This is a genomic window from Pseudomonas sp. B21128 (genome assembly GCF_044218865.1).
GTDB classification, from domain to species: domain Bacteria; phylum Pseudomonadota; class Gammaproteobacteria; order Pseudomonadales; family Pseudomonadaceae; genus Aquipseudomonas; species Aquipseudomonas iridis.
In genome coordinates this window covers 1,332,068-1,358,481 of record NZ_CP162590.1, presented here as the reverse complement: position 1 = coordinate 1,358,481, position 26,414 = coordinate 1,332,068, and the positions used below count along the sequence as shown (strand labels likewise).

The window sequence follows — 26,414 nt, the reverse complement described above, 5'->3', positions numbered from 1 at the left end:
CCCCGGGTGGTCAGTGCCCCGACGACTCCTTGTGGTTGTCGAGGGTTTCCAGCAAGGCCACCTGCATCCGCGTGTGCACGCGGATAAACCAGCGCCAGAGCAGCGCCGCCACGGCGGCCGCGACCACGGCGATCAGCACCAGCAACTTGTTGGTCGGCAGAATACTGGCCGACAAGGCTGCCAGCAGCAGGAAAATCACCAGCAGCGAGAGAATCGGGATCACCTCGGCGATCACCCGGCGCACTCGCTGCGTGTGCCTTCCGGCCATCTCCGGCTTCACGCCCATCTCGGCCAACAGCATCGATAGCGCCTTGAGCTTGCGATAGGCCGCGATCAGAAACGGCAACGACACCAGCAAAGCCCCGCCCCAGATCAACGCTTTCTGCCAGCTCGGATCGCTGATCCAGTCTTGCAGATACGTCGAGATACGCTCGGCGAAGAACGCACCCGAGAAGAAGATTGCGATGACCAGCGCCAGATTGACCCCCACCTGCAACAGGATTCGCCGGATGATCGACGCCAGCATCGCCCCCTCGCCCTGCGGCTGAATGCTGCGCAGCCATTCGCCATACATCCCCAGCACCCGCCCCAAACGCTGCGGCATCGCGGCGGCCAGTTTGATCGACAGTGGATCGGCGGCGCGAATCAGGTACGGCGTCAGGAGCGTCGTAATCACCGAGACGGCCACGGCCACCGGATAGAGGAAGTTGCTGGTGACCTGCAGCGTCATGCCCAGTGCGGCGATGATGAAGGAAAATTCGCCGATCTGTGAAAGTCCCATCCCTACCCGCAGTGAGGTGCGTCCGTCATTGCCGGCGATAAACGCACCGAGCCCGCAAGACAACATCTTGCCAAGCACCACGGCTACCGTAATTACGGCAATCGGCCAGGCGTATTGCAGCAGAATCATCGGGTCGAGCATCAGGCCGATGGCGACGAAGAAGATTGCGCTGAACAGGTCGCGAACCGGTTCGATCAGTCGCTCGATTTTCAGCAGTTGCCGCGACTCGGCCATGATCGCGCCGATCAGGAATGCGCCGAGCACCATGCTGTATTCAAGTTTGACCACCAGCAGGCAAAAGCCGAAACACAGGCCCAGCACGGTGATCAGCAGCATCTCGTTGCTTTCGAACTTGGCGACGTAAGCCAGCAACCGCGGCACCAGCAGAATGCCGATCACCAGCGCGACGATCATGAACAGTGACAACTTGCCGACCGTGGAAAACACTTCGCCGGAACTCACCGTGCCGCTGACCGCGATGCTCGACAGCAAGGCAATGATGCCGATACCGAGGATGTCCTCAACGATCAAGACGCCGAAGATCAACTGTGCGAAGCGCTCGTTCTTCATCTTCAGGTCGTTGAGTGCCTTGACGATGATGGTGGTCGAAGAGATCGCCAGGATCGCGCCGAGGAACAGCGAATCCATGGTGTTCCAGTCGAACCAGCGGCCGATTTCGTAGCCGATCCAGATCATCAGGACGATTTCGAGGAAGGCTGCGATGAACGCCGTGGCGCCCACCTTGAACAGCTTGCGCAGGCTGAACTCCAGCCCGAGGCAGAACATCAGGAAAATCACCCCCAGCTCGGCGAGGGTCTTGATGGTTTCTTCGTCGTGGATCAGGCCGAACGGTGGGGTGTGCGGGCCGATGATGAAGCCGGCGACGATGTAACCCAGCACCACCGGCTGCTTGAAACGATGGAATAACACCGTCACCACGCCCGCGACCAACATGATCACTGCCAGGTCCTGAATAAAACTGATGGCATGCATGGCGTGGGCTCCTTGAATGACGAGGCTCGTCGTCAGGCATCAGAAAGGTCTGATCGAGCCAGGGTAAAAATCCGCTTTTCGTGTGGGAATTGCCCTTGGGTAGGGCTTTTGCAGGTTAACACCGCGACTTCCCACTGGAAGGCGGTGCAATATTAGGAAACAGATCGATCCCGGCGTGACGGCAGCCTGTCGCCCGGCGTCCCGATAACGGTGCTTTTGAAAAGTGACCAGGCACCCACAGAGGTGCTTCCAGCAAACCAGCCTTGATCCGTGAGAACGTTATGGAACCCGGAAACGCCCAGCTGTCGATGACGGTACTGATGACCCCCGACATGGCCAATTTCTCTGGCAATGTCCACGGCGGCACCCTGCTCAAATATCTCGACGAAGTGGCCTATGCCTGCGCGAGCCGCTACGCCGGCCGTTACGTGGTGACACTGTCTGTGGATCAGGTGATTTTCCGCGAGCCGATCCATGTCGGCGAACTGGTGACCTTCCTGGCGTCGGTCAACTACACCGGCAACACCTCGATGGAAGTCGGCATCAAAGTTGTCACCGAAAACATTCGCGAGCGCTCGGTGCGCCACACCAACAGCTGCTTCTTCACCATGGTCGCGGTGGACGACCAGCGCAAACCGGCACCCGTGCCGCCGCTGCAACCGCAGAACAGCGAAGACAAACGTCGTTACATGCAGGCGCAGCAACGCCGGCAGATTCGCCAGGAGCTGGAAAAGCGTTATCAGGAGATCAAGGGCGACGCTTGATTGGTAGCGATCTGACGACCGCTTTCGCGAGCAGGCTCGCTCCCACAGGGTTCACGCTGTACCTGTGGGAGCGAGCTTGCTCGCGAATGGCGCGACGCGGTCTTACAGACTGATCGCAGTGGCTTCGAACTTGACTCGCGGATGCGCAATACGATCCTGCGCCCGCACCAGTTGCAGCTCGTAACTGGCGCACGCCTGCGTTTCCAGCAGCACCTCATGCACCGCTGCCGCCGTGAACTCGAACGCCGCCACCAGGCTGTCGCCCAGCAGCACGCGCGCCAGGAACAGGCCGGACGTCAGATCGCCCACGCCCACCGGCTGACGCGGAAACGCCAGCAGCGGACGGCGCAGGTGCCAACTGCCCTCGGCGGTCACCAACAACATCTCGAAACCCTCCGGCGGTTTACCCGGGTAGTCCAGATGCTTGACCAGAATGGCTTTCGGCCCGCGAGCCAAAAGCGCCCTCGCCATTGCCAGGCAATCAAACAGTGATTGCGGCTTACGCCCGGAAAAACTGTCCAACTCCAACTGGTTCGGACACATGATGTCCGCCACAGACGCCGCTTCTTCCAGCAGGAAATCGCTGACCTCCGTTGGCACGCTGCAACCTTTCTCCGGATGGCCCATCACCGGGTCGCACAGATACAGCGCTTTCGGATTGACCGATTTGATGCGCGCCACGCCACTGAGAATGGCCCGGCCCTGCGCTGCGCTGCCGAGATAACCGGACAGCACCGCATCGCAATTGCCCAGCTCGCCAATGGCCGCAATGCCTTCGACCAGTTCGGGAATCTGTTGCGGCGCCAGCACTTCGCCGGCCCACTGGCCGTACTGGGTGTGATTGGAAAACTGCACCGTGTTGAGCGGCCAGACATTCACCCCGACCCGCTGCATCGGAAATACTGCGGCGCTGTTGCCGGCGTGGCCGAACACCACATGGGACTGAATGGCGAGCAGATGAGGCGTACGTTTCATTCGGGTTTTTCCGTAAAACGATTGAAATTCAAGCCACGCAGTATGCGACGAAACGCAGTCTGTACGACAGACCGGCGACACAGTTAAGCTGGCGCTAACTTTTGGAGTTCATTGTTGATGCTGACCCTCGAAAACATCTTCGTGCTGATACTGTTCGCCGCCGCTGGCGCGTGGCTATGGCACAACCACGGCTTGCGCGAGCGGGCGCTGGAGCGGGTCAAACAGCATTGCATCAACGTCGGTGTGGAGCTGCTGGACGGCAACGTCGCGTTGAAGAAGATTGGTTTTATCAAGGATGCCAGCGGTCGCCGGCGACTGGCGCGGGTGTACAACTTCGAGTTCACCGTGACAGGCGAGAGCCGCCACAACGGCACCATCACCCAGTTCGGTGCCCACAGTGCGCAGATCGAATTGGCGCCCTACCCGGCACCGTTCGACGACACGCCGCCGGTTGTCGAGGTGCACAAGCCACGGGCTGAAGTGATCGAGCTGAGTCAGTGGCGGCAGGAACACACCAAGTGGAAGCCGTAGAAATCAAAAGATCTCAATCGACTCGACAACCCGCTAACGCGTCCTGCAACACGCCCACATCCTGCACCTGAGCGAAAATCAGCTCGATCCGCGAATCGCGCCGCCATTCACTGGGCTGCCAATGCAGATCAGCGTTCTCCAGGGCATTCGCTGAAACCCAGCCATTGGTGCTGTGGATAACCAGTTTTGCCCTTTTCCAGACAAGGCTTTGCAGCCAGGCTGCGACCTTTTGTGAGTCGAACGTCTGGCTCGGATGCCAACGCCAACCGATACTCCAACCACCGTCCTGGGCCTGGCTCAGGCAAATCGGCAGTGTCGGATCGCTCCAGACCGCCGGCATCTGCGCCAAACCTTTGGGCACGATCAGGTTGTCCACACCCGCCACCGCTCGCGCGGCCAGCCCCGGCAATTCGCTCAAGGATAATTGCGCTTGTTGCGTCCAGACGAGCCTGACTGGCGGCAACTGACCGGCAATCTTCTGCCTGACAGTTTCAGAAAGGTTTTCGGCCTTGTTCAACACCAGCAAACCAGCGCTGGCCAACGCATCCTGCTGCGCTGCAGGCAGCGCTTTCCCCGCATTGAGTGCCTGGGCATCCAGCACCAGAACGCACGGCTGAACCGCCAGCACACCCAGCCATGGCGCTTCACTCAACTGCTTGAGCAATTGCGCAGGATGGCCCAGTCCGGAGGGCTCGATAAACAGCCGATCCGGTTTCGCCTTGCGCAATAAACGCCCAAGGCCAATCTGAAACGGCGCCCCATTGACGCAACACAAACAGCCCCCGGCCACTTCCCCCAGTGCGATACCATCGCCGTCGCGGGTCAGTAGAGCGGCGTCGAGGCCGATCTGGCCGAACTCGTTGATCAGCACCGCCCAGCGCTCGCCTTCAGGGCGTTGCGCCATGAGCTGGCGGATCAGGCTGGTCTTGCCGGCGCCGAGTGGGCCTGCGATGACGTGGACAGGAATGTTCTGCAACATGGCCGGGGATTTTCTAAGGAAAGTTTCTGAGGAGATTGAAAATGCGTTGGATGGGATGGTCGTTGCTGTTGCTGCTGGTGTCCAGCAAGGTGTTGGCTCAAGCCTGCGTGGTGCACAGTCAGGGCGAGCGGCTCGACGTGAAAGTCTGCCAGCAGAACCGCAGCATCCCGGCAAAACTGTTCAGCGACGGCTTCTGCCAGCCAGCACTGGCCGGACAGAAAGTCGAGGTGCAGTATGTCGATCAATGCCCCAGCGGCGCTTTCGGTGTGTGCAGCAACGCACCAGTCGCCAATATGCCCTATCGCCAGGACATCCACTATTACGGCGTCGCCACTGACGCCGCTTATCTAAAACCTTACTGCGAAGGCCAGAGCCAAGGCACATGGCTCAAGCCATGAGGCGTTAGCCAAGCCAGTCGAGGGTCAGGATCAAACGGCGCTCGCCCGGTGCCGGTTGCGGCGAGCGGTGGATCAAGCCGAAACCTTCATTGCCGTGCCATTTTTCACCTTTTAGCAGCGCCACCTCGCCGCTCTTGAGTTGCTGGATCTGCGTTGTGTCCGTCGGCTCGGCGTTGGCCTGGCCCAGTTGCCGCCGATCCATGGCGCCCTCCTTCAGCCATTCACTGCCAACGCCAGCATAAGTCGTGATCAAGCGCACCGGCACATGATCGACGTGGAATCGCGGGCACATGGCTTTATCCAGCACCCGCAGGCGCAAACCGATACGCCGAGCACCGAGCAGGCAAGCGAAGGCACTGACCAGCCATTTCAGATCGGCGATGAAGCCTTCGTAGCCTTCCAGATCGCGCAAGCCTGAGGCCAGTCCGCGGAGATCGGGTTCGTCGTCTTCGTCAGCCAATTCAAGGCATGACGACTCTGCCAAGGGCTCGTTTAACGAGAGTAATAACCTTGCGAATTCGGCGATGTGCAGCGGCATATGTCGCTGCCATACGGCGAGGTTTATTTCATCGTCAAGAATTCGGCTCAGCGCCTTGGGGGTCGCACCCTGATGCTGTGAGCGCGTACGGTCTTGCAGCAGCTTCATCGCAAGCATCAGGCGGCCTCCTCGTTCCAAGGGCCGAATGGATCTGGCAGCAATCGCCAGCCTTCCGCACCCAACGCCATTTCATCGTCGGTCAGCAGACACGCATCGAGCTCGGCCCCTAGCTGTACGAAATTGATGTTCTGACCGATAAACACCAATTCCTGGCGGCAATCTCCGACGCTCGGCGTCCAGTTTTCCATGATCGCGACGGTACTTTCCTGATCCTGCGGCCATTGGCTTTTCGGCACGAAACGCCACCAGCGCCCGGCAAAACCATGGCGCATCAAGCCACCGGCCTGCGACCAACTGCCGGCATCGTTGGGCTTGCTCGCCAGCCAGAAAAACCCTTTGGAGCGCAGCAGCTTGCCGTTGACCCATGGACGATCGATGAAGCTGAAAAAGCGTTGTGGGTGAAACGGTCGACGCGCCCGGTAGGCGGTGGAGGCAATCCCGTACTCCTCGGTTTCCGCGACGTGTTCACCGCGCAACTCCTTTAACCAGCCGGGTGCTTGCGCAGCTTTCTCGAAGTCGAAGCGGCCGGTGTTGAGGATCTTCTCCAACGGTACTTCGCCCATCAGCATCGGGATGATGTCGGCTTGTGCGTTGAGCCGCTTGAGGATGGCGGTCAATTCCTCGCGCTCGTGCTGGCTGATCAAGTCGATTTTGCTGATCAGCAGCACGTCGGCAAACTCGATCTGCTCGATCAGCAAGTCGGTGATGGAGCGCTCGTCCTCTTCGCCAAGCGTTTCACCACGAGAGGCAAGACTTTCGGCGGCCTGGTAGTCGAGCAGAAAATTCACGCCGTCGACTACAGTCACCATGGTGTCCAGACGGGCGATGTCGGCGAGGCTTTGGCCTTGCTCATCGCGGAAGGTGAAAGTCTCTGCGACGGGCAAAGGCTCCGAGATACCGGTGGATTCGATCAGCAAATAATCGAACCGCCCTTCTCGCGCGAGGTTGCTGACTTCTTCGAGCAAGTCTTCGCGTAACGTACAGCAGATACAGCCGTTGCTCATTTCCACGAGTTTCTCTTCAGCGCGGTTCAGGCTGACATCGCGCTGGACTTCGCTGCCATCAATGTTGATCTCGCTCATATCATTGACTATTACCGCCACGCGCGAACCCTTTCGATTACGTAGTACGTAATTCAAAAGCGTACTTTTTCCAGCGCCAAGAAATCCTGAAAGAACGGTCACAGGCAGTGCGGCTGACATTGGGTAATCCTCTTTAGATGGCAGCCGATTAGCGCTTTTACGTAGCGCGTGACGTTCTGGCTTCATACGGAGTTCGCAGAAGGTAAACGTTTGAAATCGGCCGACTCAGGCTCAGTTCAAATTGATGTTATAGTATAACAATAGAGAATGACCAGCCCTGCTCTTACCCTTATCTACAAACAGCCGGAAGCTGCCCTTTAAGTTCAGGCTCGGAAAATGTGATGAAAAGTGCGCTGAAATGCTCGGTTTTGAGCGTCATGCTGTTAACTGCGGCCACCGCCTGGGGAAAAACCCCGGCGCTCGCCTCCTGCACGCGCAGCGCCAATCTGGTGGCCTGCTTGGATGCTGATGGCAACGCTTACAGCGTCAACACGGTCGGCAACACGATTTATCTGCGCGGTTTTGAAAAGAGTGGCAAGCGGTATTGGGCGCAGACCAACAGTCGGTTCGGGCAAATGACGTTCTTCACTGGCATCGCTTCCGACGGTGAAGCCTGGGTCGGCTACACCCGTCGGGTGGGATGGACCACCATCAATCGCTTCTCCAGTTCAGGTGGCAGCAGCGCGAAATTCACCTGCAGCCGATTGACCGGTTGTTAGTTCGCCCAAGTCATCGACGTGTCGAGGATATAACCCCGGTGATGCCTCGCTTGGAAAGGGTGATTTTCGCAAGTGTTTCACGTGGAACCACAGGGAGAGTTCGCGCGTACTTATGAAAACCTGTTCATGAAAAAGACATCGTGATTCGAATTGTTATAATGTAACATCGAATTTAATCATCACGATGGTCCCGCTCATGAATTCGCTGACACTTCCGGATATCGCCGCGCAGGCCGCTCGCCAAGCCTTGCCACTCGAATGGGTGGGCATGCACGCCATTGCGTTGCCCGTTTGGCTGGACGGCCAACGCCTGAGTGCGAAAGCAGATGCAGGTGTGAGTCTTGATGATGGGGAGGCGCGAGGTATTCATATGTCGCGCTTGTATCTGGCACTCGAAACCTTTGAACAACGCAACATTAGCCCAGCGTTGCTTCACCAGATTCTTGAGCATTTCCTCGAGAGCCACGCAGGTTTGTCCAACAACGCCTATTTGAAAATCCACACGGATCTACTGCTAAAGCGACCCGCATTGATCAGTCCTTTGTCCGGATGGAAATCCTATCCAGTCACTATTTCGGCCAGCCTGAAAAACAGAATGTTCCACGTGGAACTAGAAATTGAAGTGCCTTACTCCTCGACATGTCCGTGCTCGGCTGCGCTAGCGAGACAGCTTATCCAGCAACAATTCATTGAAGACTTCGCTAACAAACAACTGAATCATGCAGAGGTTTTGGCATGGCTGGGTTCGCCCCAAGGCATCGTCGCGACGCCACATAGCCAACGTAGCACCGCGCAACTCCACGTTCATCTCGACGAATTCGTCGACGAACTACCGCTGAGCGCGATCATCAACGATGCCGAAGCCGCCCTCGGCACCGCCGTACAAACCGCGGTCAAACGAGCGGACGAACAAGCCTTTGCCCTCGCTAATGGGCAGAACCTGATGTTCTGTGAAGACGCCGCACGCCGCCTGAATCTGGCACTACGCCGCTCTCCCGGAGTGAGTGCATTCAAACTGCGGGTGAGCCACGCCGAAAGCCTGCATGCCCACGATGCCGTCGCCGAAAGTCATTGGCACCGGGAGCAGGCATGATCCGTTGCCAAGCCTTGAGCTGGGGCGCACCCGGCCAACCGCTGACCTCGCCCTTGAGCCTGGAATTTGAAAGCGGCAGCCTGACGGCAATCATCGGCGCCAATGGCTGTGGCAAAAGCAGCCTGCTGAAAGTGATTGCAGGGCTGCAAAGGCCTTTGGCAGGCAAGGTCTCGCTGAGTGTTCCACGGCAAAGCGGAATCTCCTTCCTCCCCCAACAACAGCACCTGGATCGCCAGTTCCCGATCAGCCTCGAAGAGGTGGTGGCCGCCGGTTTCTGGGGACGTAGATTGTCCACACAACTGCGTGCACAGCGCCTCGCCGCTGCCTTGGAAAACTGGCACCTGAACGGGCTTGATCAACGCCCCTTGATGGCTTTGTCCGGAGGTGAATTACAACGCGCTTTGCTCGCTCGATTGAGTCTGACTGATGCACCCGTTTTGCTACTCGACGAACCGCATGCAGCTCTCGACGAACTGGGCCAACAGTTGCTGTGGCAACACATCCACGCCTGGCACGCCGAAGGTCGAACATTGATCGTGGTGTGCCACGACCTCTGCGCCGTTCGCGAACACATTCCAAAAACGCTGCTGATCAAAAACAGCACCTGCGTATTTGGCACGAGCAAAGAGCTCATCCGGCAAACACCGCATACGCAGGTGGCGTGATGCTCACCATCGCGCACCTCTGGGAACCGTTCAACGAGTTCGTCTTCATGCGCCGCGCCCTGCTCGGTGGTTTGGTGCTCGCCTGCAGCACCGCCCCCCTCGGCGTTTTTTTGATCTTGCGACGCATGAGTCTGATCGGTGATGCCGTTGCCCACGGCATCCTGCCCGGTGCCGCATTGGGCTTCTGGTTCGCCGGGCTCAGTCTGCCTGCGCTCACGGTCGGGGGGCTCGGCGCAGGTTTGAGCATGGCCGGACTCGCCGCCTGGATCACTCGCAAAACAGGTTTGCGAGAGGACGCCAGCCTCGCCGCGATCTATCCAATATCGTTGGCAGCCGGTGTGCTGATTCTTGGCATCGCGGGAAAACGTCTCGACCTTTTACACCTGCTTTTCGGGTCGGCATTGGCGGTCGACGGTCCGACCCTCAACGGCATGCTGTGGGTATCGACCTTCAGCCTGATCGCCATGGCACTCATCTATAAACCGTTGCTGCTCGACACCCTCGACCCATTGTTCCTGAGAACCGTCAGCCGACTTGGCCCTCTCGCCCATGGCGTGTTCCTGACCCTGGTGGTGCTGAATCTGGTGATCGGATTTCAGGCGATCGGCGCACTGATGGTCGTTGGACTGATGATGCTGCCCGCCGCCAGCTCGCGATTCTGGAGTCGCCGTCTGCCGGTCCTGATTGCTATCGCCGCCCTTCTCGGCTGCCTGTCGGTGTGGCTCGGCCTGTTGCTGTCGTTCTACTTCTCGTTGCCCAGCGGGCCAGCCATCGTGCTGGTCGCCGGGGCCGGGTATTTGCTCTCCGTGGTGTTCGGACCGGTTCACGGTTTGCTGCGCCGCCCACCGTTGCTCACATCCCAATGAGGTGTTTCCCGATGCGTGTTCTAGTAGTGCTGTTCAGCCTGATGCTGTCGATGTCATTGTCGGCGGCTGAAAAACTGCCGGTGGTGACCAGCTTCAGCATCCTCGCCGACATGGTTCATCAAGTCGGTGGCGAGCATATCCAGATCACCAACATGGTCGGCCCCGACGCTGACGCGCACACCTATGAGCCGACCCCGGACGATGCCAAGGCACTGCTCAAAGCCAAACTGATCATCAAAAACGGTTTGGGTTTCGAACCGTGGCTGGATCGCTTGGTCACCAGCACCGAAACCAAAGCCACGGTCGTCAGCGCCAGTCACGGAGTGATCCCGCGCTCGCTGGATGAGGACGGTGAAACCATTCCCGATCCGCACGCCTGGCACAATCTGGCCAACGCCGAGTTGTACGTCGCCAACATCACCAAAGCGCTGATCGCCGCCGACCCGACGAACAAGGCCGACTACGAGCGCAACAGCCAAACCTACCTGAAACAGATCTACGCCCTGCTCGCCGAAGCCAAGGCCAAACTCGGTTCACTGCCACCGGGTAATCGCAAAATCGTCACCAGCCACGATGCCTTCGGTTACCTCGGTCAGGCGTACAGCATCGACTTCATGGCGCCCCAAGGATTGTCCACTGAGCGCGACCCTTCGGCCGCCGAAGTCGCGGCGCTGATTACCCAGATCCGCCAGGCGAAAGTCAAAGCGGTGTTCATGGAAAACATCAAGGACGCGCGACTGCTCAAGCAGATTGCCGATGAAAGCGGCGCGCACATTGGCGGCACGCTCTACTCGGACGCCCTCGCCGCCAGCGGCCCGGCCAGCACATTTACCGGGCTGTTCGAATACAACCTCAACACCCTTTACAACGCGCTGAGCCAACCATGATCCGCAAGAACCCTTCAGGCGATCTGCCACAGATCGCCGAGTCGGCCTACGTCGATAAAACCGCGATCATTTGCGGCAAAGTGGTGATTGGTGAAAACGTGTTCGTCGGCCCCTATGCCGTTATTCGCGCCGACGAAGTGGATGCGTCAGGCGAGATGGAACCGATCACCATCGGCGCCAATTCGAACATCCAGGACGGTGTGGTGATCCATTCCAAATCCGGCGCGGCAGTGACCATCGGCGAATTCAGCTCCATCGCCCATCGTTCGATCGTGCATGGTCCATGCGTGGTCGGCGACCGGGTGTTCATTGGCTTCAACAGCGTGCTGTTCAACTGTGTGGTCGGCGACGGCTGCGTGGTGCGGCACAACTCGGTGGTCGACGGGCGCGATTTGCCGGACGCGTTCTATGTGCCCTCCACCACCCGCATCGGCCCGAACACTGACCTTTCGCAATTCCCCCCCGTGAGTATCAGCGCCTCGGAGTTTTCCGAAGACGTGGCGCGTACCAATGTCGATTTGGTGCGTGGCTACAAAGCCTTGCAGAACGAGTTTTAACCATGAGCAGTGTGCTGATTCGCAATGCAAGAATGATCAACGAAGGACGTGAGTTCGGCGGCGATCTGTTGGTCAGCAACGGTCGAATCGTCAAGATTGCGCGCTGCATCGAAGGTGAAAACGCGAGCGTCGAAATCGACGCGGCCGGTCGGTGGTTGTTGCCGGGGATGATCGATGACCAGGTGCATTTCCGCGAACCCGGTGCGCCGGCCAAGGGCAGCATCCACACCGAATCTCGCGCGGCGGTTGCGGGAGGCATTACCAGCTTCATGGACATGCCCAACACCCAACCCGCCACCCTCAGCCTGGAGGCGCTGGCGGATAAAAAACGCCGGGCGGCGCTCAGCTCTGTGGCCAACTACGGCTTTCACTTCGGGGTCAGCCGGGACAATCTTGACACCGTCGCCGCGCTCAATCCCAGCGAAGTGGCCGGCGTCAAAGTATTCATGGGCGCCTCCACCGGCAACATGCTGGTGGATGATCCGAAGATTCTTGAGCGGTTGTTTGCTGATGTGCCGACGATCTTGCTGGCTCACTGCGAACACACGCCAAGCATCAACGCGAATGCGGCCAACCTAAGCGACCTGTTTGGTGAGCGTCTACCGCCCGCGGCTCATGCGCTGATTCGTAATGCCGAGACTTGCTACCGCTCGTCTTCGTTGGCAGTGGAACTGGCCACGCGTCACGGCACACGACTGCACGTTTTACACCTCACCACCGCCCGGGAACTGGATCTGTTCGAAGATAAACCACTGGCACAAAAACGCATCACGGCAGAAGTCTGCCTGCATCATTTGCTGTTTGATGATCGCGACTATCCGGCGCTCGGCAACCTGATCAAATGCAATCCGGCGATCAAGACTCAGGCCGACCGCGATGCCTTGCGCGAAGCGTTGAACTCTAATCGACTCGACGTCATCGGCAGCGATCACGCGCCGCATACCTGGGCGGACAAGCAAAGACCTTACATCGAGGCACCTGCGGGTTTACCGCTGGTACAGCATGCATTGCCGGCGTTGCTGGAACTGGTGGCGGACGGCGTACTGCCGATCAGCACTCTGGTGGCGAAGACCAGCCATCGCGTGGCGGATCTGTTTGCGATTCCGGATCGGGGCTATTTGCGTGAAGGGTATTGGGCGGATCTGGTGTTGGTTGAGCGGCAGACTGTCGAGGTGTCTCGGCAACCGGTTCTGTCGCAGTGCGGGTGGACGCCGTTTGCCGGGAGAAGCTTTCGGCATCGGGTCAGTACGACGCTGGTGTCAGGGCAGATCGCCTGGCGCGATGGTCGAGTGAATGAAGGCTGCCGCGGTTTGCCGTTGCGGTTTACGCGCTGATATTGATGACGCCATCGCCAGCAGGCTAGCTCCCACATTCCGAGTACATTTCGCAGTGGGCACGAGCCTGCCGGCGATGCTTTAGGCGCGAGGTTTCACGGCGCCGCAGTCCTGACCCAGCCACACGGCGCGGGTTTCCAGACTGCCCTTCTGGTTGATGCCGATGGCATTGAACGTGCCGTTGGCGACGGTGTTGAATTCCCGATCACTGAGGAAAGTCGCAACACCGGTGCCCTGCGCTTTCGGGCAACTGAAACGGAATTTCCACTGGTTGCCGTTGCGTTCGGTGATCTGCTGTTTGCAGCCCGATTGCGGATCGGCCAGCGGAATATCATTGGTCGCCACTTGCTCAGGCGTCAGGCACGCGCGGATGCCCTTGCCGCCGATATTGATGCCGTTTTTTTCCAGCGCCGCCCGCTGCTGCGGGGTCATCTGACCTTGCAACTGGCCGAGGATCGATTGCACGTCCATCGGCTGATCATCGACTTTGACGTTGCTCGACGTCATTTCCCACAACCCCGGCTGCAGCATCTGCGCCTGAGCAACCACCGGCAATGCCAAACCCAGGCCCAGCGCCAAACCCAGCAGACGAATGTTCATCGAAAAACTCCTGATCAGTAGTGGCCGTTAGACGTCGGCCAATTGCTTCGGTTCATGCACCAATTAATTAGCGACATTCGCGGCGGAACATGGTCTGTTAAGCATTGAATCTTCCGGAGCAAGGCTGCCCCATGGATTATTTCGGACCGCATATTTTCGGTTATCTGATCGCCCTGATACACACCCTCGGCTTGATCGCCGCCGTTCACGCGGTGCTCACCGTGCGCACGGCTCAAGGCTCGATCGCCTGGGCATTGTCGCTGATCTTCATTCCCTACCTCACGCTTATTCCGTACCTGGTGTTCGGCCGCAGCACCTTTGACGGCTACATCAAAGCTCGGCGCCAGGCCAACGAACAGATGCGCCAGGCCATCTCCGAATTAAACTGGCGGCCGTGGGTGGAAGAAGCCCTGACTGCCCGCGCCTCGAACGCCTACGCATCCTTGCGCGCCATGCCGAAACTGGGGCGAATGCCGTGTCTGGCGAATAACGAAGTGCAGTTGCTGGTGAACGGCAAAGCGACGTTCGAGGCGATTTTCCGCGCTATCGATCAGGCGAAGGAAGCCGTGCTGATCCAGTTCTTCATCATCCACGATGATCGGCTCGGTCAACGCCTGCGTGATCTGCTACTGAAGAAGGCCGGCGAAGGCGTGGCGATTCATCTGCTCTACGACCGCATCGGCAGTCACGCGTTACCCCACGACTATGTTCAGGCATTGCGCGATGGCGGCGTCGAGGTGAAAGCGTTCGCCAACCGCAGCGGCTGGCTCAATCGCTTTCAGGTCAATTTCCGTAACCACCGCAAAATCGTGGTGGTCGACGGGGTGATCGGATTTGTCGGCGGGCACAACGTCGGGGATGAGTACATGGGCGAAAAACCGCCGCTGGCACCGTGGCGTGACACTCATGTAATGGTGCGTGGTCCGGTGGTAGCGTGCATGCAGGAATCCTTCGCCGAAGACTGGTTCTGGGTTACGCGTACATTGCCACCGCTGATTCTGCCCGACGAATACCCGGAAGATGGCGTGCTGTGCCAGTTGCTTGCCAGTGGCCCGGCAGATGCCTACGAAACCTGTTCGCTGTTCTTCGTCGAAGCTATCCACGCGGCGACGGAACGGGTGTGGATCACCAGCCCCTACTTCATTCCCGATGAAGCCGTGTTCGCGGCCCTGCGTTTGGCCGTGTTGCGCGGTGTCGACGTGCGCTTGCTGCTGCCTTCGCGCCCTGATCATCGCATCGTCTACGCGGCGTCCAGCCTGTACGCCTTCGAAGCCGTGCGCGCCGGCGTCCGTGTATTCCGTTACGAACCCGGATTCCTGCATCAGAAAGTGGTGTTGATCGACAGCGAGATCAGCGCCATTGGCAGCGCCAATCTGGACAACCGGTCGTTTCGCTTGAATTTCGAAGTGATGCTGCTGACGGTCGACAGCGTCTTCGCCGCTGGTGTGGAACAGATGCTGATCGAGGATTTCGAGCAATCTTACGAGATCGCCAAAGAAGAAAGCCGGGAGATCCACCGCCTGCAACAGGTCGGCATGCGGATCGCCCGGCTTATTTCGCCCATTCTCTGACGTTCCCCACCCTCTGCGGAGGGCAAGGGAATACAGGGAATCAAGGGTGGTAGATGTCGTCGCGAGTCCACGGCAGTTCATGGCTGCCATCGGCGTGCGCTTTTACCGCGAGGATCTGATGCAGATTGATCCAGCCGCGCGCGAAGGCGTAAGCACAACCGGCCAGGTACAACCGCCAGATGCGCAGCGCCTGCTCCGGCACTAGCTTCGCTGCGGTTTCGAGGTTGTCTTCCAGACGCTCGCTCCAGTGGTCGAGGGTACGTGCGTAGTGCAGGCGCAGACTTTCGACGTCGACAATCTCCAGCCCGGCTTCACTGATCTCGGCTGAGATCATCGACAAGTGCGGCAACTCACCATTGGGGAAGACGTATTTTTCGATGAACTCGCCGGCACCACGTCCTACCGGGCGGCCATCTGTGTGCTTGGCTGTGATGCCGTGGTTCATCACCAGCCCCCCCTCCTTCACCGCACCGAATAGGGTTTTGCAATACTCGGCCAGGTTGGCGTGACCGACGTGCTCGAACATGCCGACACTGACCACTTTGTCGAAGCGACCGTCCTGGGGCAGATCACGGTAGTCCAGCAGTTGCAGTTCGATCTGCTCTTCCAGACCTTCGTCTTTGACACGTTCGCGGGCGAGTTCCAGCTGCGCCTTGCTCAGGGTGATGCCGAACACTTTCGCACCGAATTCCCGCGCCGCGTAACGCGCCAACCCACCCCAGCCACAGCCGACATCCAGCAGATAGTCGCCCGGCTGCAAACGCAGCTTGCGGCACAGGTGACGGAATTTGGCTTGTTGCGCCTGTTCCAGCGTTTCACTGCCGGTTTCGAAATACGCGCAGGAATACGCCATGTCGCTGTCCAGCCACAGCTGGTAGAACGCATTGGACAGGTCGTAATGGTAGGAAATGGCTTTGGCGTCGGTTTCTTTGTCATGCACCGAACGCACGGGATGACTGTCGTCATCTGCACCAAGCAAAGCATTGCTCAATTCGTCGCAGAGCCGGATGACCTCGCTGATCGAACCCTCCAGTTCAAGCTTGCCTTCGACGAACGCCGCCCCTAGCGCATCCAGACTTGGATGGGTGAACTGGCTGACCATCTTAGGATCCTTGACCACGATGGTGACGCTGGGCGTTGGGCCCAGATTGAATTCATGGCCATCCCAGAGTCGCAGGCGAAGCGGTAGCTGCAGATTCTGTAAGGCCGGTGGAAGTTGCGCGAGCATGGAAAATCCCCCTTGTTTCAGACGTCTGATCTGAGGGTAGACCATCCTTGAAAAATAGCAGGCTATCGATTTGATTGACCCAATCTACCGTTCCAGACGCTCCAACAAGCCATCCTGCACCCACTGTTTCAGCCAGGTGACGGCTTGAAGTGCAGCGCCTTCACCATAAATGACTGCCAACGCCGCACACAGTTCGGCGAAATTCCAGCCTTCGTCGAGCAGCCCGTTCAGGGCCGAGGCTTCGGCAGCTTCCAGGCTGCGGTAATGACAGATCAGATCGTTACGCCAGATCAGGCAGACCTGAGGGGCAGCAAGTGCCATGCTTGCGGGGAATTCGCTTTCTTCCTTCACCGAGCGCCACAGCGAGAGACTGTTGAATTTGCACTCCAGCCTTTGCAACGACAGTGTGGGTTTGAACTGCAGCCCGGGCCAATCTTCCGAAGCCAGCGACGCCATCGCTTCGAGGGTTAACGGTGAACCTGGGGGCGCATCAAAGGCCAGCGTGAACGCCCATTCCAGCGCAGCCAATTCGGCCAGTGGTGCGCCCTGCTCCGGGACCAGGTGCTCACCGATAAAACCGGCGAACCCCTTGCCCAACCAACGCAGGCTGTAGTGCGCCGATGGGTACTGGCGGATATACGCGGTGGTCAACTGATCGAATTCTCCGTCGCCCATCCAGTGCCAGATCGTCGGGTAGTCGGTGCGTAACACCTCCAGCAAACGCGACTTGTAGGCGTTGTGATAAATCGCCAGACCGGTGCCGATATCCAGCGTCGGTCCGCCGATCAGACTTTTTCCCAATGCCAGGTTGGCCGTCGCTGCGTCATCCAGCAGAAACGACTCAAACGCCACTTGCCATTCTCTCAGGCGCATTGCTGCCTCCCGGCCAAGGCACGGCTACCCAGCTCGCGAGCCTTTTGCAATTCATCGAGCAGCTCTTCAAAGGGCGGAAAGTGATCGTCGCGCTCCAGCAATGTCGCCACCGGGCCGAAGTGTTCAAGTGTGCGCTGATACAGCGCCCAGACCGGGTCACTCACCGGATGATCGTGGGTGTCGATCACGTAATCGCCGTAATCGCTGTGCCCTGCCAAGTGCAACTGGCGCACTTTGTCCTTGGGCAGACTTTGAATAAAGGTCCACGGATCGAAGCCGTGATTGCGCGAACTGACGTAGACGTTGTTGACGTCCAGCAGCAGCTCGCAACCGCTCACCCGGGTCAGAGCGGCGAGAAACTCCCACTCGGTGAAATCATCCGAGGCGGCGCGGACATAACTGGAGACGTTTTCCAGCACCAATGGACGCTGCAACACATCTTGGACTTGGGCCACTCGGCCGGCGATGTATTCGAGGCTCTCAGCGGTGTACGGCAGCGGCAGCAGATCATGCAACTGATGAGCGTTGCCGCGGCTCCAGCACAGATGGTCGGAGATCCACGCCGGTTTGACCCGATCGGCCAATTGCTTGAGTTGCTTGAGATAGTCCGGGTCGAGGGAATGGGGCCCGCCGATGGACAGGGAGACGCCGTGCATCACCAGCGGATAGCGCTCGGCGATGGCGTCCAGGTAATACAGAGCCTTGCCGCCCTGCACCATGAAATTTTCCGAGACCACTTCGAACCAGTCCACGTCGGGCGACTGTTCAAGGATCTGCTGGTAGTAAGCGCTGCGCAATCCCAGGCCGTAGCCGAGGAAAGGTAGTGAAGCAGACATGTGCGGGCTCCTGATAAAAGTGGCCGCAGTGGCGTGAACCACTGCGGCGGCACTTACCGGTCAGTTATTCGCCGACCTTACCACCTGCTTTTTCGCAAGCCGCTTGAGTCATCGCTTTGAAGCCCTGGCCTTTGCAAGCGCCCATGCCTTTGCAAGCGTGGTCTTTGGTTTTGCAATCGTTCTGGCCTTTGCAGGAGGTCACGCCGTAACAGTGCACGTTGGCATCAGCGGCGACCACATTGGTGGCTACACCGGCAAACAGGGTAGCGGCGGCCAAAGCGAGAGCGGCACCAGCAGCAGCGGTCTTGATCGTCATTTTTCTTATCCTCGGTAAGCATCAGGGGTGTCGGCTGGACGGTTGTTCAGTCCCGACACAGCACTAGAGAACGCTGCCCTGATGGCGTTACAGCGCGGCGAAAAATAATTTCAGACTTCTTCCTTGAGCTTGAGCAGCGGCTCTTGAAACCGCAGCAATCGCCCGGCATTGCCCAACACCAGTAATGTGCTGAAGTTGTGCAGCAACGCAGCGATCATCGCCCCGGCGGCTCCGAGCCAGCCGAACGCGGCGAACACGACAATGGCCAGCGTCCAGCCCAGCCCGATGATCACGTTGACCTGTAAGGTTCGTCGGCATTGGCGACTGAGCCGCACACAAGTGCCGAGCCGACGCAGATCGCTGCCGATCAACACGATATCGGCGGAGGCCAACGCGATGTCTGCCCCGCCCGCCCCCATCGCCACACCGACCACGCCAGCCTTGAGCGCCAGCGAATCGTTGATGCCGTCGCCCACCACCATCGGCCGGAAACCGTCGTTGATTTCTTTCAGCACGCGATTGAGTTTGTCCTCGGGCAACGCCTGGGCTTCGACTTCTTTGAGACCGACTTCGCGAGCCAGCGTCTGGGCCACGCTGTGCCGATCGCCGGTCAGCAACAGTTGCCGCCCAAGGCCCAACTCACGCAGTTCACTGAGGGCAAATCGGGCTTCCGGTTTGACACTGTCAGCCAACAGCAGCCAGGCGAGAAACTCACCGTTCAAGGCCAGGCCGGCAATCGGTCCATCGTGTTCAGGGACGGTCGTCGTAGTGATGCCCAGTTGTGCGAACAACTCCGGGCGGCCAAGCGCCGCTTCGCCCTGCCCGGTCAAGGCGACTACGCCGAGGCCCTGCCGTTCGTGAATATCGGTGAGTGGCAAACAGTCGTCCTGATTGACCAACCCCGCCATCGCACGACTGACCGGATGACTGCTCGCCGCACCCAGACTGGCGGCGAGCGCCATGACCGTCGACTGATCCGCGTGCGAGCTGTTGATCGACTGCAAGCGCAAGGTGCCGTAAGTCAGGGTGCCGGTCTTGTCGACGACCAGCGAGGTGAGATCGGCCAGCTCTTCGAGGAACGCCGAACTGCGGATCAGAATCCCGTGACGCGCCGCCACCGCCACACCGGCAATTGCCGTGGCCGGTGCCGACAACACCAAGGCGCAAGGACATGCGGCAACCAACACCGCGAGCATCGCTTGCGCATCGTTTGTGATGAACCAGGTGACGGCCGCCAACAGCAACACCAGCACCATATAGCTGCCGGCATAGCGCTCAAGCAACCGGGTGATCGGCGGTTTCGAACGCTCGGCGTTTTGCATCAGCGCGATGACTTTGCCCAACGTCGACTCGTCGCCGGTGCGGGTCACTTCGATGCGCAGCAAACCGTCGAGATTGATCGCGCCGCCAAACACCGTCATGCCGACGCTCGCTTCCACCGGCACGGATTCACCGGTAATCGACGCGGTGTCGAAGCTGGCCTGGCCGGACAAAACCCGACCGTCCGCCGGCACTCGATCACCCGCGCGGACCTCGACCGTGTCACCAGATTTGAGCGTGCCGTTGTCGACTTCAATGATCGAGCCGTCAGCCTGAACCTTGCGTGCATGACTGCGGGTCAATTGACCGAGTGCGTGAATCGCTTTCTGCGAGCCAATGACGCTTCGCTCTTCCAGCACGTGGCCGAAGATCATAATGATCGGCAGCAACGCAGCCGTCAGCAGATCGCCAGTCGCCCACGCCCCGAGCATCGCCAGGGCAATCAGTTGGTCGGTGATGCCATGCAGACTTGGATAACGCAGGCTGAACCACGCCGAACGCATCACCGGAACAGCGACCAATAAAGAAGCAACGCCCAGCAGCAACTGGCTGACACCGGTTTGTGTCGGCAGCAGCCAACGCCAGATCAGACCGAGGCCGAGCAAACCAAGCGCGAGCATGGCCAACGTCAGTTGACGCGCGGCGCGACGTTGTTCGGCTGAGGACAACAGGCCCGGTGCAGCGGTGGTCGCGCTCATTGACTGGCTCCCTGAATGATCAGGCGGGAATCGTCTTTCGGATCGACCGTGGTCACTGATCCGGCCTGGCCAAGAATTTTCGGCATGCGCTCGCGGTACAGACGCAGGAGCATTTGTGGGTCAGTCCCTTGCAATTGCGCCTTGGCCAGACTCGACACCGTAGCAGTGTCCGCAGACGCTTTGGCCAGGCGCTCACCCGCCTGCGCGTGAGCGACCTGCAGCGTGCGGTCGGCCTGTTCGTTGGCGGTCTGGGTGAGTTTCTCGGCATCAGTGCGGGCGTTGGCCACGGCTTTGTCGGCTTGTTGGCTGGCGGTCAGCACCGCGTTGAACGCGCTGACGGCGAGACCGGGCAGACTGGACTGCACATCAACCCGTGCCACCTCGATGCCGATGCCCTGCCCGCTGGTTTTCAGTTCAGCCAACCGTAGGTTGATGCCTTGCACCAGGTCACCGCGCAAGCGCTCGCGACGTTCGGCAGCCTGATTATCGGCGCCGATCAACTCCGGTCGGGCCACCAGAATGGTGTCCAGATCCCGCGCGGCGGTCAGTGACACGGCGCTGCGGGTGACCAGCCGATCAAGCGCTGGCAGCACATGATCACCCTGCAGCACGAAGTCATAGGGATCGGTCACTTTGTAAAACACTCGCACATCCAGTTGTACGACGCCGGCGTCACCGGTCAATAAATAACCAGATCCCGCCAGTGCATCACTGAGCGGCGTGGCAAACGTGGCGACCCGATCAGCCTTCAACGCCTCATCGTTGCGCAGCAGGTTTTCCACTCGACGCTCTATCACTCGATCTGCCGCTGGGAGCAAAACCACCTGCTCGAATGGCGGTGGCCAAGCCAACAGCAAACCGGCATTCTGGATGCGATCCAGCGCACCAAAGTGCAAAACCACGGCGCGATTCTGCGGATCAATCTGCCGGACATTCGAGAATGCCCAAGCCACCGCGGCCAGCACGGTCACGGCGTAGAGGGCAAAAAAGGCCAAACGCCCGGCCTGAATCCACGGACTGTTCAGCGAATATGTTCCACGTGGAACTTCTTCACTCATGGTTGCGATCCGGCTTTGCTATCGAGATTCGGCGGGCCGTCGACCAGCACACGGAATGGCGCGGCATCGGTGCGCAGAATCAGCTTGGTGTCTGGCGTGACGAGGGTGCCGAGGGTGTCCAGCGAACGCAGCAAGTTATACAACTGCGGTGAACTGGCGTAGGCGCGGCCGTAGATCTGCGCGGCCTCCACCCGAGATTGCGCTTCGATATCCGCGGCTTTCACCGTGGCATCCGCTTGAACAATCCGCGCATCACGCTCGGCGGCAGAGCGAATTTGCGCAGCTTCGCGCTTGCCGATGGCGGTGCGTTCGGTGGCAATTGTTTCACGCTCGGCGCGCATCCGATCGACCGTGGCGGTGAGTGTTACTGACGGCAAGGTCAACCGCTCGATACCCACCTGCACCACTCGCACGCCGTAGGTCGCGAGGAGTTGCTGATCGATTTGCTGACGCAGCTGTGTCTCAAATTCGGCGATGTGTACCTGATTGGCGTCGGTGTTTACCAGGTTTGCCAGATCAAAACTGCTGGCGGTAGTTTCCAGAGCGGAGCCAACAAACGTGCGAATCTGCCGCGCTGCTTCGTCCGGCTGGTTCTGCACGGCGCGCATGAAGCGTTGCACATTGTCCGGATCGCCCTGCACCTGCCACGCCACATAAGCCTGGACGATGATGCGCAAACCATCTCGGGTGCCGACATCCTGCAAACCGCTGGAGGTGGTACGCAAGCGCAGATCCACAGGAATCGTCGCTTCGAACGGCGCGGGCCAGCGCCAGCTCAACCCCGGATCGAGCAACACCCGCGACGGATTACCGAACCGGGTAATGACCGTGGCTTCGCCGGAGCGCACTTGCACCAGGCTTGCCGCAGCGACGGCGAACGCCACCAGCAACGCCGCCCAACCCATGCGTCGCCATGGAAAAGGCCCTGCCTCTTCCGGCGCGCCGTGGTGATGATGCCCATGATGATGGTGATGTCCGCCGTGGCCGTGATCGTGGCCGCCGTGGGCATGATGATCGTGAGTGTGCGACTGGCTCAATGGGCGACTCCTGGTTGAGCGGTAGAACGTGCGGGCGTCGGATCAGCCGGCAGCGTGAACGTACGCAAATCGATAGTCGGCGCGTTATTGCTACCGCCCAGTCGATGGTCGAGTACCAGCAATTTGGCTTTGCTCAGGCCTTGGCTGAGCTGACTGAGGTATTGCTCAAGGACAAACGCCTGACCCGCGCTGGCGTAGGCTTTTTGTTCAGCACTGAATTTCAGATCCGCTGCCTGCGCGGCGGCGCTGATTTCACGCGCGTTGGCGCTGGCCTGATCGCGAGCAAGGCTGGCCTGCAATTGCGCCTGATTACTCGCTTCCGCTGCGGCACCACGTTCGCGGGAGATCAACGCCTGCGCCCCGATCTGCGCCGCTTGCACGCCGTGATAGGCGTTGGCGGCTCCGGCCGGCGGATGAATCGCCTCAACGACCGTGGCGAGAATTTCCACGCCGCTGTCGAGTTGTTGCAGATCGCTTTGCACCGCACGGGCGATTTCTTCACCCAGCCCTACCCTGTCCGCACCGAGCAGACCGTCGAGGGTGCGCGAGGCAAAATCATGGACCAGAATCCGGCTGGCGGTGCTGCGGATCAGCGTCGGCACATCGGCGCTGTTGTAGGTAGCCGCCAGCGCTGCCTGGTCGGTGAGGCCAATGCGATAGACGAAACGCACATCCATGTTGACGATCTGAAAGCTCTGCTGCGCGCCACGGCGGCTGGCGATGACTTGAGACTTATCATTCACATGGCTGGCGTCCCACAAGCGGTTGGCCGTGGACGGCGCCGGGCCTTCGGCCGGAACAGGTTGGACCGGCGCCGGATTCTCGCCAACGCTGGTGGCCAGTTCATGCACCACGCCGTTTTCAACGCTCAACACCCGGCCCAGTGGCCACGGCAATCCTGCGTGCAAACCAGGGCCGAACACCTGCACCGGCTTACCGAAACGTTCGTAGATGCCTCGACCCTGCAAGGGGATTTCATGCAGACCGGTCAGCAACCAGCCGACTACCAAGACCAGCGCCAGCACCGGAAAAAACGCCCGGCGCATGTAGCTAAACGCCCAGATCTGGCGTAGATCGATGCCAAAGCGATTGTGTAATTCGTGCTGTAGCGCCAGCAATGGCTGGGGCGGCCAGCGCAGCATGTCAGCGACAAAACTGCGCGCGAGCAGCGTCGGTTCAAGCTGTTCGCGTTGAGGGCTGAACACCGACAGAACGGCGCGCAATAGCAGCTCGATCGCAACAAGACCCGGCAAGATCCCGATCAGTACCGCCAAACGAAACGGCCAAACGGAGGTTTCTGCGGCGAATAACAAACACAGAGCGCTCAGTATCAGACTGATGATCGCCACGCGAGCCAGTTGTGCCAGCAAATTCGCTTCAGGCCATTGCGCGGGGTTTTCCTGAGCCAGTTGCCGCTCCAACACCAACAAGCCGAACGCCAATAACAACGCCAGCGCGGCGCCGACTGTGGCCGAGACACCGACAGCCGCGGGCGGCAATGTCAGGTTCCATACCTGCTCGATGCTGAGCGCAATCAGCAACGCCCAACCGCCCAGCCACAATGTCGGTGCGCCGATCAGTCCAAGCAACTGTAAGCTGCGCCGGCTCAAGCGATCGAGCAGGCGCTCATACCAGCCCTGCGCTGCGGGCTGCTCATCAACAGTCAATGGCACGGCTGCCGGTGGATTCATCACCCGTGCACGCCACTGCGTCACCCACCAGGCCGATTGCAGCCCGGCAACCACCACCAGCAATGCCGCGCTCTGGTTGATCAGCAGCGGCAGCCAAAACGACTGCGGCGCGAACAACCCGACAAAAAACGCCAACACCCACCCTGCTCCGGCCAGCCCACCGAGGCCGATCGCCAAACGGCGTAACCTTCGGCCCTGCGTGGCCGCCTGCTGAAAGCGCGGGAATCCGGTCACTTGCGTGCCTTCAACCTCCAGATCGACTTGCATATCACCCCAAAGCCATCGGCTCACTGCTCATATCGTTACGATATAACGAAAACCGTGAAATATTTGTGCACAAATTGCGCTTATCTAAAGCCGCTTGACCTGTCGCCTGCCTGAAGCCTTGACCGAAATGTCTGCAAACGCACATATTACGTTCGTAATTTTGTGCGATGACTACTTTTAACGATCTGCATCCATCCATCAGGAGCAAGCGCATGAGCAACTATGACGTGGTAATTCTTGGCGGCGGCCCCGGTGGCTATAACGCGGCGATCCGCGCCGGCCAGTTGGGCCTCAAGGCTGCCTGTGTCGAAGGCCGGGCAACCCTCGGTGGCACCTGCCTGAACGTCGGTTGCATGCCCTCGAAAGCGTTGCTGCATGCTTCGGAACTGTACGAGGCAGCGATGGGGGCGGAATTCGCCAACCTCGGCATCGAGGTCAAACCGACCCTGAATCTCGCGCAGATGATGAAGCAGAAAGACGAGAGCGTGACCGGCCTGACCAAGGGCATCGAGTTCCTCTTTCGCAAGAACAAGGTCGACTGGATCAAGGGCTGGGGCCACATCGACGGCCCGGGCAGGGTCACCGTGACCGACGATCAGGGCAGCAAGACCGAACTGACCGCCAAGGACATCATCATCGCCACCGGTTCCGAGCCCACTCCCCTGCCCGGTGTCGAGATCGACAATCAGCGCATCCTCGACTCCACCGGCGCGTTGTCGCTGAGCGAAGTGCCCAAACATCTGGTGGTGATTGGTGCTGGCGTGATCGGCCTCGAACTGGGATCGGTGTGGCGGCGTCTCGGCGCGCAGGTCACCGTGGTCGAATACCTTGACCGTATCTGCCCCGGTGTCGATGGCGAGGCCGGCAAAACCCTGCAGCGTTCGCTGAGCAAGCAAGGCATTGCGTTCAAATTGAGTTCGAAAGTGACCAGTGCCACCACCTCGGCCAGCGGCGTGCAGCTCAGCGTCGAGCCTGCGGCGGGCGGCAGTGCCGAATTGTTGGAAGCCGATTACGTTCTGGTTGCCATCGGCCGCCGTCCATACACTCAGGGCCTGGGCCTTGAAAACGTCGGGTTGAGCACCGACAAGCGCGGCATGCTCGCCAACCAGCAGCATCGCACCGAAGCCGCCGGAGTCTGGGTGATCGGCGACGTGACGTCCGGGCCGATGCTCGCGCACAAGGCTGAAGACGAAGCCATGGCCTGCGTCGAGCAGATCCACGGCAAGGCAGGTGAGGTCAATTACGCCTTGATCCCCAACGTGATCTACACCAGGCCGGAGCTGGCCAGCGTCGGCAAGACCGAAGAGCAGCTCAAGGCCGAGGGACGCGCCTATAAGGTCGGCAAGTTTCCGTTCACCGCCAACAGTCGGGCGAAGATCAATCACGAGACCGAAGGGTTTGCCAAAGTCCTCGCCGATGAGCGCACGGACGAAGTGCTTGGCGTGCATCTGGTCGGGCCGAACGTGAGTGAGATGATTGGCGAGTTTTGCGTGGCGATGGAGTTCAGCGCTTCGGCCGAGGATATTGCCCTGACGTGCCATCCGCATCCGACGCGCTCCGAGGCATTGCGCCAGGCAGCGATGAATGTCGAGGGGATGGCGACGCAGATGTAGGTGTCGTCTGGACTACCGCTTTCG

General features: G+C 59.6%; 26 protein-coding genes. 12 read left to right on the top strand and 14 right to left on the bottom strand.

The features are described from left to right. Positions 1-10 precede the first annotated feature (10 nt). A complete protein-coding gene (locus AB4P91_RS05945; RefSeq protein ID WP_395604483.1) occupies positions 11-1,774 on the bottom strand; it encodes a cation:proton antiporter in 1,764 nt (587 codons plus the stop codon). A 281-nt stretch (positions 1,775-2,055) separates the two neighbouring features. On the opposite strand from AB4P91_RS05945, the gene AB4P91_RS05940 reads away from it, so the two are divergent. After that, positions 2,056-2,538 (top strand): acyl-CoA thioesterase, encoded by a 483-nt coding sequence (locus AB4P91_RS05940; protein ID WP_041073853.1) that lies wholly within the window; start codon positions 2,056-2,058, stop codon positions 2,536-2,538. Between the two features lie 102 nt (positions 2,539-2,640). On the opposite strand, the gene pdxY is transcribed toward AB4P91_RS05940, so the two are convergent. Next, positions 2,641-3,513: a pyridoxal kinase PdxY gene (pdxY, locus tag AB4P91_RS05935; protein ID WP_395604482.1), complete on the bottom strand. Its 873-nt coding sequence runs from the start codon at positions 3,511-3,513 to the stop codon at positions 2,641-2,643. Positions 3,514-3,630: 117 nt separating this feature from the next. Between pdxY and AB4P91_RS05930 the strand changes: the two genes are divergently transcribed. Further along, a complete protein-coding gene (locus AB4P91_RS05930) occupies positions 3,631-4,044 on the top strand; it encodes a DUF3301 domain-containing protein (RefSeq protein WP_042561850.1) in 414 nt (137 codons plus the stop codon). Between the two features lie 13 nt (positions 4,045-4,057). Here the strand turns inward: AB4P91_RS05930 and AB4P91_RS05925 are convergent, their stop codons facing one another. Further along, positions 4,058-5,023 (bottom strand): CobW family GTP-binding protein, encoded by a 966-nt coding sequence (locus AB4P91_RS05925; protein ID WP_395604481.1) that lies wholly within the window; start codon positions 5,021-5,023, stop codon positions 4,058-4,060. Between the two features lie 41 nt (positions 5,024-5,064). Here AB4P91_RS05925 and AB4P91_RS05920 point away from each other — a divergent pair, with 41 nt between their 5' ends. Continuing rightward, positions 5,065-5,421 carry an NADH:ubiquinone oxidoreductase gene (locus AB4P91_RS05920; RefSeq protein WP_395604480.1) on the top strand — a complete coding sequence of 119 codons (357 nt, stop codon included), beginning with the start codon at positions 5,065-5,067 and terminating at the stop codon, positions 5,419-5,421. Between the two features lie 4 nt (positions 5,422-5,425). Here the strand turns inward: AB4P91_RS05920 and AB4P91_RS05915 are convergent, their stop codons facing one another. After that, on the bottom strand, positions 5,426-6,076 hold the full coding sequence (locus AB4P91_RS05915) for a DUF1826 domain-containing protein (protein WP_395604479.1): 651 nt from the start codon (positions 6,074-6,076) through the stop codon (positions 5,426-5,428). Continuing rightward, positions 6,076-7,281 carry a zinc metallochaperone GTPase ZigA gene (gene zigA, locus AB4P91_RS05910; RefSeq protein WP_395604478.1) on the bottom strand — a complete coding sequence of 402 codons (1,206 nt, stop codon included), beginning with the start codon at positions 7,279-7,281 and terminating at the stop codon, positions 6,076-6,078. Before zigA ends, AB4P91_RS05915 begins: the two co-directional genes overlap by 1 nt. 221 nt (positions 7,282-7,502) lie before the next feature. Between zigA and AB4P91_RS05905 the strand changes: the two genes are divergently transcribed. The 7 genes from AB4P91_RS05905 (at position 7,503) to AB4P91_RS05875 (ending at position 13,282) form a co-directional block, all read left to right on the top strand. Further along, positions 7,503-7,880, top strand: coding sequence for a glutamine synthetase (locus AB4P91_RS05905; RefSeq protein WP_395604477.1), 378 nt, complete (start codon positions 7,503-7,505; stop codon positions 7,878-7,880). 196 nt (positions 7,881-8,076) lie between these two features. Further along, entirely contained in the window at positions 8,077-8,973 is an 897-nt protein-coding gene (gene folE2 / locus AB4P91_RS05900; protein WP_395604476.1) for a GTP cyclohydrolase FolE2, read from the top strand. After that, a complete protein-coding gene (locus AB4P91_RS05895) occupies positions 8,970-9,638 on the top strand; it encodes a metal ABC transporter ATP-binding protein (protein WP_395604475.1) in 669 nt (222 codons plus the stop codon). The genes folE2 and AB4P91_RS05895 overlap by 4 nt, the downstream gene beginning before the upstream one ends. Beyond that, positions 9,638-10,504, top strand: a complete 867-nt coding sequence (locus tag AB4P91_RS05890) for a metal ABC transporter permease (protein ID WP_150595912.1) — start codon at positions 9,638-9,640, stop codon at positions 10,502-10,504. The genes AB4P91_RS05895 and AB4P91_RS05890 overlap by 1 nt, the downstream gene beginning before the upstream one ends. 11 nt (positions 10,505-10,515) lie before the next feature. After that, positions 10,516-11,391 (top strand): metal ABC transporter substrate-binding protein, encoded by an 876-nt coding sequence (locus AB4P91_RS05885; RefSeq protein ID WP_395604474.1) that lies wholly within the window; start codon positions 10,516-10,518, stop codon positions 11,389-11,391. Then, positions 11,388-11,948 carry a DapH/DapD/GlmU-related protein gene (locus tag AB4P91_RS05880; RefSeq protein ID WP_150593372.1) on the top strand — a complete coding sequence of 187 codons (561 nt, stop codon included), beginning with the start codon at positions 11,388-11,390 and terminating at the stop codon, positions 11,946-11,948. Before AB4P91_RS05885 ends, AB4P91_RS05880 begins: the two co-directional genes overlap by 4 nt. A gap of 2 nt (positions 11,949-11,950) precedes the next feature. Beyond that, positions 11,951-13,282 carry a dihydroorotase gene (locus AB4P91_RS05875; protein WP_395604473.1) on the top strand — a complete coding sequence of 444 codons (1,332 nt, stop codon included), beginning with the start codon at positions 11,951-11,953 and terminating at the stop codon, positions 13,280-13,282. An 81-nt stretch (positions 13,283-13,363) separates the two neighbouring features. Here the strand turns inward: AB4P91_RS05875 and AB4P91_RS05870 are convergent, their stop codons facing one another. Continuing rightward, positions 13,364-13,882, bottom strand: a complete 519-nt coding sequence (locus AB4P91_RS05870) for a DUF3617 domain-containing protein (protein ID WP_047304291.1) — start codon at positions 13,880-13,882, stop codon at positions 13,364-13,366. A 131-nt stretch (positions 13,883-14,013) separates the two neighbouring features. On the opposite strand from AB4P91_RS05870, the gene cls reads away from it, so the two are divergent. Beyond that, positions 14,014-15,453 carry a cardiolipin synthase gene (gene cls, locus AB4P91_RS05865; protein ID WP_150593371.1) on the top strand — a complete coding sequence of 480 codons (1,440 nt, stop codon included), beginning with the start codon at positions 14,014-14,016 and terminating at the stop codon, positions 15,451-15,453. A gap of 40 nt (positions 15,454-15,493) precedes the next feature. On the opposite strand, the gene cfaB is transcribed toward cls, so the two are convergent. The 8 genes from cfaB to hflK (AB4P91_RS05825) form a co-directional block, all read right to left on the bottom strand. After that, positions 15,494-16,681 carry a C17 cyclopropane fatty acid synthase CfaB gene (gene cfaB, locus AB4P91_RS05860; RefSeq protein WP_150593370.1) on the bottom strand — a complete coding sequence of 396 codons (1,188 nt, stop codon included), beginning with the start codon at positions 16,679-16,681 and terminating at the stop codon, positions 15,494-15,496. 84 nt (positions 16,682-16,765) lie between these two features. Next, entirely contained in the window at positions 16,766-17,554 is a 789-nt protein-coding gene (locus AB4P91_RS05855) for a putative DNA-binding domain-containing protein (RefSeq protein WP_395604472.1), read from the bottom strand. Then, complete coding sequence (locus tag AB4P91_RS05850; protein WP_150593368.1) at positions 17,545-18,390, bottom strand: DUF692 domain-containing protein; 846 nt, start codon at positions 18,388-18,390, stop codon at positions 17,545-17,547. The genes AB4P91_RS05855 and AB4P91_RS05850 overlap by 10 nt, the downstream gene beginning before the upstream one ends. A gap of 64 nt (positions 18,391-18,454) precedes the next feature. Further along, positions 18,455-18,706, bottom strand: coding sequence for a hypothetical protein (locus AB4P91_RS05845; RefSeq protein WP_150593367.1), 252 nt, complete (start codon positions 18,704-18,706; stop codon positions 18,455-18,457). Positions 18,707-18,816: 110 nt separating this feature from the next. Beyond that, positions 18,817-20,724 (bottom strand): cation-translocating P-type ATPase, encoded by a 1,908-nt coding sequence (locus AB4P91_RS05840; protein ID WP_395604471.1) that lies wholly within the window; start codon positions 20,722-20,724, stop codon positions 18,817-18,819. Further along, a complete protein-coding gene (hflK, locus tag AB4P91_RS05835) occupies positions 20,721-21,782 on the bottom strand; it encodes a protease modulator HflK (protein WP_395604470.1) in 1,062 nt (353 codons plus the stop codon). The genes AB4P91_RS05840 and hflK (AB4P91_RS05835) overlap by 4 nt, the downstream gene beginning before the upstream one ends. Next, positions 21,779-22,819 carry a protease modulator HflC gene (gene hflC, locus AB4P91_RS05830; protein ID WP_395604469.1) on the bottom strand — a complete coding sequence of 347 codons (1,041 nt, stop codon included), beginning with the start codon at positions 22,817-22,819 and terminating at the stop codon, positions 21,779-21,781. The genes hflK (AB4P91_RS05835) and hflC overlap by 4 nt, the downstream gene beginning before the upstream one ends. After that, positions 22,816-24,777: a protease modulator HflK gene (hflK, locus tag AB4P91_RS05825; RefSeq protein WP_395604942.1), complete on the bottom strand. Its 1,962-nt coding sequence runs from the start codon at positions 24,775-24,777 to the stop codon at positions 22,816-22,818. The genes hflC and hflK (AB4P91_RS05825) overlap by 4 nt, the downstream gene beginning before the upstream one ends. A gap of 212 nt (positions 24,778-24,989) precedes the next feature. Here hflK (AB4P91_RS05825) and lpdA point away from each other — a divergent pair, with 212 nt between their 5' ends. After that, a complete protein-coding gene (gene lpdA / locus AB4P91_RS05820; RefSeq protein ID WP_150595904.1) occupies positions 24,990-26,390 on the top strand; it encodes a dihydrolipoyl dehydrogenase in 1,401 nt (466 codons plus the stop codon). Positions 26,391-26,414: the final 24 nt, after the last annotated feature.